We start from the raw sequence: 6,655 nt of genomic DNA on the forward strand, positions 1-6,655 counted from the left end.
GCTGCCGCAATCCGCTCGGGGCCGTGCTCGACCCGGAGCGCGAAGCCGGAGGTGGACATGACGGTGCCGGGGCGGGCGGCGCACACGGCGAAGTCGTGCACGGGGAGCCCGTCGTCGGAGCGGTCCAGCCCGAAGACCTGGGCGACCACGCCCAGCTCGAATGCGGCGGCCTGATCCCCTACGAGGGCGACGACGTTCTGCGGCACGCACGCATCATGGCAGGAAATGCCCGCAGCCTGACAGTCCTGCCACTGTCTGCTTCACGCGGGCATCAGCAGGATGACGGGCATGAACAGCACCAAGAAGCACGGACAGTGCCCCGCCCCTGTCCCCACCGCCGGCTTCCCGCTCCCCGGCACGGGCCACGCGACCGTGGCCGTCCCGGCGCCGGGCAAGGGACCTCAGCAGTGGGCCGGAGCACCCAGCTCGCTTGTCGACGACGACGGCTCGCTGCTCCTGGCCTACCGCGTGCGGGCCGAGGAGGACTACAACGTCGTCGCCCGGTCCGTGGACGGCCGCACCTTCACCACCCTCGGCGTCCTCACCCGCGACCACTTCGGCGCCGCCATGGTGGAGCGGCCCGCGCTCGTGCGTACCGGCAGCGGTGCCTGGCGCCTCTACGTGAGCTGCGCGACCCCTGGCACCAAGCACTGGTGGGTCGGTGTGCTCGAGGCGGCGACCCCGGAAGGGCTGTCCGAAGCGACGGTCCGGCCGGTCTTCGAAGGCGACGGGGACACGGCCGTTAAGGACCCCGTCGTGCGCCGTACGCCGGACGGCGGCTGGGAGGCGTGGCTGTGCTGCCACATCCTGACCGAACCGGGCCACGAGGACCGGATGTTCACCGCCTACGCCACCAGCGGTGACGGGCTGCGATGGCAGTGGCACGGCGAGGTGCTGACCGGGCGGCACGGTGCCTGGGACGCCAGAGGTGCTCGGCTGACCAGCGTCCTGCCCGACGGGCGTGCCTGCTACGACGGACGGGCGAGCGCCGAGGAGAACTGGTTCGAACGCACGGGGCTGGCCGCCTGGGAGGCCGCCGGTCGGCGCTTGCATCCCGTCGGCGGCGCACCGGTCGCCGACGTGCGCTATCTCGACGTACTCCCGCTGCCCGGCGGAGGCCACCGTCTCTTCTACGAAGCCCGGCTGCCCGATGAAAGCCACGAGCTGCGCACGGAGTTGATCGCGCCCGGTGCGGGGCCGGCCCCGGCGAGCTGAGTCGGGCGAGCGGGGAGGGGCGGCCGGCAGGAAGTCCAACGACTCGGAACGCTGCGCACATCCGCTCGTCTAGGGTTGCGAACGTGACCGACACCTGGGACCTGTCCGCCGAGGGAGTCGTCCGGCTGCCCTCCGGGCGACTGGTCCGCGGACGGGGGCTGCGCAGCCCACTCCCGCCCGGTCCTCAGCCGGGCTTCTCCGTCTTCCTGCTCGGCAAGCAGCCGCCCGAGGTCCCCTGGGACTCCCGCTGGCTGCGCTGGCCGGACTTCCGCCTGCCCACCAGCCGCACCCAGGCACTGGCACTGCTCAGCGAGGCCTGGTCCCGTGCGGAGTCCGAGCGCGTGGAGGTCGCGTGCGGCGGTGGCCGCGGCCGCACGGGCACGGCGCTGGCCTGCCTCGCCGTCCTCGACGGCGTACCGGCCGGTGAAGCGGTCGCCTTCGTACGCGAGAAGTACGACCCCCGTGCCGTCGAGACGCCCTGGCAGCGCCGTTACGTGCTCCGCTTCACCCGCTGAACGGCCTTGCACGGGTTCACATTTCGGGATCGCGCCCGAGGATCGTGCGGCCGCCGTCGACGGGGACCGTCGCGCCGGTGATGTAGCCGGCGTCCCGGGAGAGCAGGTGAGCGATGGCTGACGCCACCTCAACAGCTGTGCCCACACGGCCCATTGGATGCAGCAGGCGCATCTCCTCCTGCACGCGCGCCGCGTCCTCGCCTTCCAGCGCCGCGAGTTGGGAGGCGTAGCGCTCCGTGCTGATCGAACCGGGGGCGACCGCGTTGACACGTATGCCGTGCGGCCCGTACTCGACGGCCAGTGCCCGGGTCAGCCCCTCGACCGCCGCCTTGGCGGTCACGTACGGGGTGCAGCCGGGTACGGCCCGACGGGCCTGGTGCGAGGAGACGTTGACGACGGAGCCGCCGGTGCCGGCCGCCAGGAAGCGGCGAACTGCCGTGGCGCAGCCGACGATTGCGGGCCTCATCGTGGCGTCCACGAGATCGAGCACCGTCCGCGTCGAGGCGGTGTGCAGGGAGGCGTCGCGGAAGACGGCCGCGTTGTTGACCCAGCCCTCCAGCGTGCCGGCGGCCTGCGCGAGGTCCGCCGCCTTCTCGGTGACCGCCTCGTCTCCGGCGCTGCCCGCAAGTGCGACGACGCGGTGCCCGGCGGGGTGACGGCCCGTCCACTCCAGTGCGTCCGGGTCCAGGTCGATCGCCACGACGGTATGGGAGTCGGCGAGAAGGCGCTCCACCAGCGCCCGTCCGATGCCCCGCCCTCCTCCGGTGACGACGTAGGAGCTGCTCATTCCGTCTGCCTCCTCGCTGCTCCGGGCAGCCTTTCCGGTTCCGCGGCCGCGTGTCAACTGCATCGGTCGAAGCACTTCGACAGCTCCAGGCTCTCCGCTCCTTCCTGCCAGCAACCCGGCCTCAGCTGGAACCGCGCGAGACGAGATCGAGGCGCAGCGCGACCTCCCGCACGGTCGTCGTCCCGGCCATGCGCTGCAGCAGGAGTTCCGCCGCCGCCTTGCCGGACTCCTCCAGGGGCTGCCGCACGGTGGTCAGATCCAGCGCCTGCGCCAGTTCGCTGTCGTCGAAGCCGGCCACGGCGACATCGCCGGGGACGTCGAGCCCGAGTGCCGCCGCCGCGCGCACCACTCCGGCTGCGAGGGTGTCGTCGCCGGCGAACACCGCGGTCGGGCGGTCCTTTCCGGCGAGCACGGCCTTCGCCGCCGTCTCGGCGGGCCCCAGCCCGTGCTCGACGAAGTGCACGCCGGAGTCGGGGAGTTCGTGCCCGGCCTCGCCCAGCGCCGTGCGGAAACCGGAGAGCCGCCTGGCCGAGGGGGAGACGTAGCGGTCCGACTCCTGGCGCTCGCCGACGAACCCGAAGCGGCGGTGGCCCCGCTCGGTGAAGTGCGCGGCCACGAGGCGTCCGCCGGCCACGTCGTCGGTGTGCACCGAGTCGAAGTCCGGGTGGCGCACGTCCACCAGCACGGCGGGCAGTCCCATGCCGGTGATCCGCCGGGCCACGCTCTCCTCCAGCGGGATGCTCACGACGATGAGCCCGTCGAGCCGCCCGGTCAGCGGCAGGCTGGCCAGGAGCGGAGAGGTGCTCTGCGCGGCCGACTCCTGGTCGAACACGACGACTTCGAGCGCCTGGCCGCCGACCGCGCGCAGTACGCCGCTCAGCCTGCGGGCCACCGAAGGGTAGGAGGTGTACGGCGCGATGACGCCGATCCGTCCCACACCCTTACGGGCCTTGGCGACGGCCTCCGTCTTCGGCGTGTAGCCGAGGGTGTCCGCTGCGGCCAGCACGCGCTGCCGCGTGAGGGCGCCGACCCTCGCCGGAGTGTTCAGCGCGAGCGAGACCGTCGAGATGCTCACCCCGGCCTCGGCGGCGACGTCGTAGATGGTGACCCGGCTCGGCAACCGCCCTCAGCTCTCCTCGACTTGGGACCCTGGCCGCGTCATCGTAACGGCATCGAAGTGCTTCGGGAGAAGGCCGGGGAAGCGCGCTGACACGCCTACTGGACGTCGAACTCGTTGCCTTCGGGGTCGGCCATCGTGACGTGGGTGCTGCCGTGCGCCTCCACCCGGACCCGCACCCGGGCGCCGAGCTCCGTGAGCCGCCGCACCTCCGCCTCGCGCTGCTCCTCGCCGATGTGCAGGTCGATGTGCAGGCGGTTCTTGACCTGCTTGGACTCGGGCACGGCCTGGAAGAGGATGCGTCTGCCCAGCCCGGTGCCGCTGGACTCCTCGACCGGGTCGTCAGGATGACGGACGGCGGCGAGCAGTCTCCACGCCTTGCGGCCGTCGACGACGGTGTAGTCGTCGACATCGACGGCGCCGAGGCCGACGAGGTTCTCGATGAGCACGCTGTTGTCCTCCACCTCATAGCCCAGGGCGCGCGCCCAGAACCTGGCGAGCTGCAGCGGGTCCGCGCAGTCGACGACGAGCTTCCAGTCCACGGCCATCAGATCCTCCGGAATCAGCATCTGCGGAGCGGGAGCCGTTCCCACTCCGGTGAAACCACTTATAGTGGTTACATGAATGCCGCTGCAACGGGTCTCCTCCTCCGCTCGCCGGAGGGCACCCGTTGGTTCTTCGACCCGGGCGCCCTGTGTCTTGAGTTCCTCACCACGGGCGGTACGGGCGCCTTCGCCCGCTTCGAGGTCCTGCACCGTCCGGACGATCTGGCCGAGTGGTTCTCCCGGTCGCGGCTCCGCCTCGACGCCGCCCGTCTGCGGGTCGACGGCACCGAAGTGCAGGCCGCGCATCAGCTGAGGGAGGCGCTGTGGAGCCTGGCCCAGGACACCGCGCACGGCCGCCCGCGCCGGAGGCAGGACGTGGCGGCGATCAACCGCGCGGCTGCCGGCGCCGCGCTCGTCCCTCAGATCACCGACGACGGTGCCTGCGGCTGGCGATATCCGGCGTCCGGAAGTCAGGCGCTCTCCACGCTCGCGCGGGATGCCGTCGAGTTGTTCACCGGTCCACTCGTCTCCCGAGTACGCGAGTGCGGGGCCGGCGACTGCTTCCTGGTCTTCGTCGACGCCTCCCGGCCGGGGCGGCGCCGGTGGTGCGCCATGGAGCGCTGCGGAAACCGCCACAAGGTACGGGCTCTTCGTGCCCGGCGTGGGGAACCCGAGGAGCACAGCGAACGTGAGGCAGAGGAGACGCCGACATGACACCTCCCACGGGCCTGACCAAGGACGCCGGATGGCAGATCGGCGTCTCCCGGACCCTCCCCTTCCCGGGTGAGCAGGTCTGGAGGTTCCTCACCGCTCCCGAGGGGCTCGCCCTGTGGCTCGGCGGCGAGGCCCGGATCGAGCCGCGCCGCGGCGCCCCGTACACCCTCGGCGACGGCACCACCGGTGAGGTGCGCGGCCACCAGGAGGGCTCCCGGCTCCGGCTCACGCACCGCCCTCCGGGGGCGGAGCGCGAGACCACGGTCCAGTTCACCGTCACATCCCGGGGCGGGTCCTGTGTGCTGGTCTTCCACCAGGAACGCCTCGCCGGCGCCGCGGAGCGCGAGGACAGACGCCGTCACTGGCTCAGCGTGATGGATGCGGTGGCGGAAGCCCTCTCAGGCCCGCGGTGAGCCTCCCCGGCCGCCCTCCGAGCTCTCTTCCGAGGCCGTGACGAACCACTCGGCGGCCGCCTCGGCCACCTTCTCCAGCATTCCCGGCTCCTCGAAGAGATGCGTCGCCCCGGGGACGATCTGGAGGTGGTGCGTAGCCGGCAGTTCTCGTGCCGCCTGCCGGTTCAGCTCCAGCACCTCGTGATCCAGTCCGCCCACGAGCAGCAGCACCGGCATCCGGATCCGGCCCAGGGCCTCACCGGCGAGGTCGGGCCTGCCGCCGCGTGAGACCACGGACACGACGCGGTCCGGTCGGTCGGCCGCAGCCACAAGCGCAGCTGCGGCGCCCGTACTGGCACCGAAGAGATGAACCGGTGAGCTGCCCGTCGCCGGGTGCTTGCCGAGCCAGTCGACAGCCGCCACCGTCCGCTCGGCAAGCAGGCCGATGTCGAACCTGTGCTGTCCGCTCTCCTCGTCCTTCCGGTCCTCCTCCTCGGTGAGAAGGTCGATCAGCAGCGTCCCCCACCCCTGCTGCCGCAGCCCCTCGGCGACGGCCCGGTTGCGGGGGCTGTGCCGGGAGCTGCCGCTGCCGTGCACGAACAGGACCACCCCGCGCGGGGCCGCGGGCACCTCCAGGTCGCCGGGAAGCTCCACGCTCCCTGGCACCGATACGGAGACCGTCTCCGAGACCATCAAAGCGCTCTCCTTCCGGTCGGGGCGCCGTGCAGAGACCAAGTAGCCGTGTGACCCGGTCTCATGCACGAACCCCTTCCCGGGACGAAGCCCTTCCCGGACTGCCCCCCTGACGGAGCCGGGGAGGCGTCAGTGCCGATGGACGCGGAAGTAGTCGAACTCGGCCGTCGCCCCCTCGCCTCCCATGGAACCCAGCCCGACGCGCGGCGTGCTCCCCGCGGGGAGCGTCCACGTGCCACCGGCGATCCACTTCCTGCCGTCCCGGCTGGTGAAGGCCTGGAAGCGCTCCTCGCCGCCCGGTGATCCGGTGTGGCGGAGCCTCAGCCAGGTGGTTCCCGCGGGCGGCCCCACGGACATCGAGCCGTAGGCCGTCTTCCCCTCGTACGGCTGCTCCTTGCCGTACTCGGTCTGCCGGGTGTTCCAGATCGCCGTGTGGGACAGCCGCAGGTACCGGTCGTCGTCGACGTAGACGATCAACCCGGCCTGCTGGTAGTTGCGTTCGGTCTCCTCGCCCAGGTCGATGCTGAGCTTGGTCTCCACCGTGTAGTCGCCCTCGGGCATGTCCCGCAGCATGAGCGAGGCGGTGTTGGTCGCCTTGTGGAGTTCGGCGTCCTGGGTGGGCCACACGTACCGCCCGTCCTCCACGCCCCCCGCGGGGTCGCGCACCCACTGCCATC

8 protein-coding genes and 2 pseudogenes are annotated in these 6,655 nt (G+C 71.9%); 4 read left to right on the top strand and 6 right to left on the bottom strand.

Annotated features, from left to right (window positions below; all coding sequences use genetic code 11):
* Positions 1-206 (bottom strand): annotated as a pseudogene (locus H5J26_RS26915) (AraC family transcriptional regulator); the annotation flags it as partial.
* 82 nt (positions 207-288) lie between these two features.
* Here H5J26_RS26915 and H5J26_RS26920 point away from each other — a divergent pair.
* Positions 289-1,215, top strand: coding sequence for a hypothetical protein (locus H5J26_RS26920; protein WP_210771809.1), 927 nt, complete (start codon positions 289-291; stop codon positions 1,213-1,215).
* 83 nt (positions 1,216-1,298) lie between these two features.
* A complete protein-coding gene (locus H5J26_RS26925; RefSeq protein ID WP_181768570.1) occupies positions 1,299-1,730 on the top strand; it encodes a protein-tyrosine phosphatase family protein in 432 nt (143 codons plus the stop codon).
* 16 nt (positions 1,731-1,746) lie between these two features.
* On the opposite strand, the gene H5J26_RS26930 is transcribed toward H5J26_RS26925, so the two are convergent.
* The 3 genes from H5J26_RS26930 to H5J26_RS26940 all read right to left on the bottom strand — a co-directional run bounded on the left by H5J26_RS26930 (position 1,747) and on the right by H5J26_RS26940 (position 4,203).
* Complete coding sequence (locus tag H5J26_RS26930) at positions 1,747-2,517, bottom strand: SDR family NAD(P)-dependent oxidoreductase (protein WP_181768571.1); 771 nt, start codon at positions 2,515-2,517, stop codon at positions 1,747-1,749.
* Positions 2,518-2,638: 121 nt separating this feature from the next.
* Positions 2,639-3,637, bottom strand: a complete 999-nt coding sequence (locus tag H5J26_RS26935; protein ID WP_181768572.1) for a LacI family DNA-binding transcriptional regulator — start codon at positions 3,635-3,637, stop codon at positions 2,639-2,641.
* A gap of 95 nt (positions 3,638-3,732) precedes the next feature.
* Complete coding sequence (locus H5J26_RS26940; protein WP_235981169.1) at positions 3,733-4,203, bottom strand: VOC family protein; 471 nt, start codon at positions 4,201-4,203, stop codon at positions 3,733-3,735.
* Positions 4,204-4,254: 51 nt separating this feature from the next.
* On the opposite strand from H5J26_RS26940, the gene H5J26_RS26945 reads away from it, so the two are divergent.
* Both H5J26_RS26945 and H5J26_RS26950 read left to right on the top strand, forming a co-directional pair.
* Positions 4,255-4,893 carry a CGNR zinc finger domain-containing protein gene (locus H5J26_RS26945; RefSeq protein WP_181768573.1) on the top strand — a complete coding sequence of 213 codons (639 nt, stop codon included), beginning with the start codon at positions 4,255-4,257 and terminating at the stop codon, positions 4,891-4,893.
* Positions 4,890-5,306: an SRPBCC family protein gene (locus tag H5J26_RS26950; RefSeq protein WP_181768574.1), complete on the top strand. Its 417-nt coding sequence runs from the start codon at positions 4,890-4,892 to the stop codon at positions 5,304-5,306. Before H5J26_RS26945 ends, H5J26_RS26950 begins: the two co-directional genes overlap by 4 nt.
* Here H5J26_RS26950 and H5J26_RS26955 read toward each other — a convergent pair.
* On the bottom strand, positions 5,292-5,978 hold the full coding sequence (locus H5J26_RS26955; protein WP_181768575.1) for a dienelactone hydrolase family protein: 687 nt from the start codon (positions 5,976-5,978) through the stop codon (positions 5,292-5,294). The two genes, H5J26_RS26950 and H5J26_RS26955, sit on opposite strands and share 15 nt — an antisense overlap.
* A gap of 129 nt (positions 5,979-6,107) precedes the next feature.
* A pseudogene (locus tag H5J26_RS26960) lies at positions 6,108-6,655 on the bottom strand (DUF1349 domain-containing protein); the annotation flags it as partial.

The organism is Streptomyces albidus (ex Kaewkla and Franco 2022) (assembly GCF_013870515.1).
GTDB classification, from domain to species: Bacteria; Actinomycetota; Actinomycetes; order Streptomycetales; family Streptomycetaceae; genus Streptomyces; species Streptomyces albidus.

Coding starts and splice junctions, on each gene's coding strand:
- H5J26_RS26950 (WP_181768574.1), top strand. CDS start 4,890: ATGACACCTCCCACGGGCCTGACCAAGGACGCCGGATGGCAGATCGGC.
- H5J26_RS26955 (WP_181768575.1), bottom strand. CDS start 5,978: ATGGTCTCGGAGACGGTCTCCGTATCGGTGCCAGGGAGCGTGGAGCTT.
- H5J26_RS26940 (WP_235981169.1), bottom strand. CDS start 4,203: ATGCTGATTCCGGAGGATCTGATGGCCGTGGACTGGAAGCTCGTCGTC.
- H5J26_RS26930 (WP_181768571.1), bottom strand. CDS start 2,517: ATGAGCAGCTCCTACGTCGTCACCGGAGGAGGGCGGGGCATCGGACGG.
- H5J26_RS26920 (WP_210771809.1), top strand. CDS start 289: ATGAACAGCACCAAGAAGCACGGACAGTGCCCCGCCCCTGTCCCCACC.
- H5J26_RS26945 (WP_181768573.1), top strand. CDS start 4,255: ATGAATGCCGCTGCAACGGGTCTCCTCCTCCGCTCGCCGGAGGGCACC.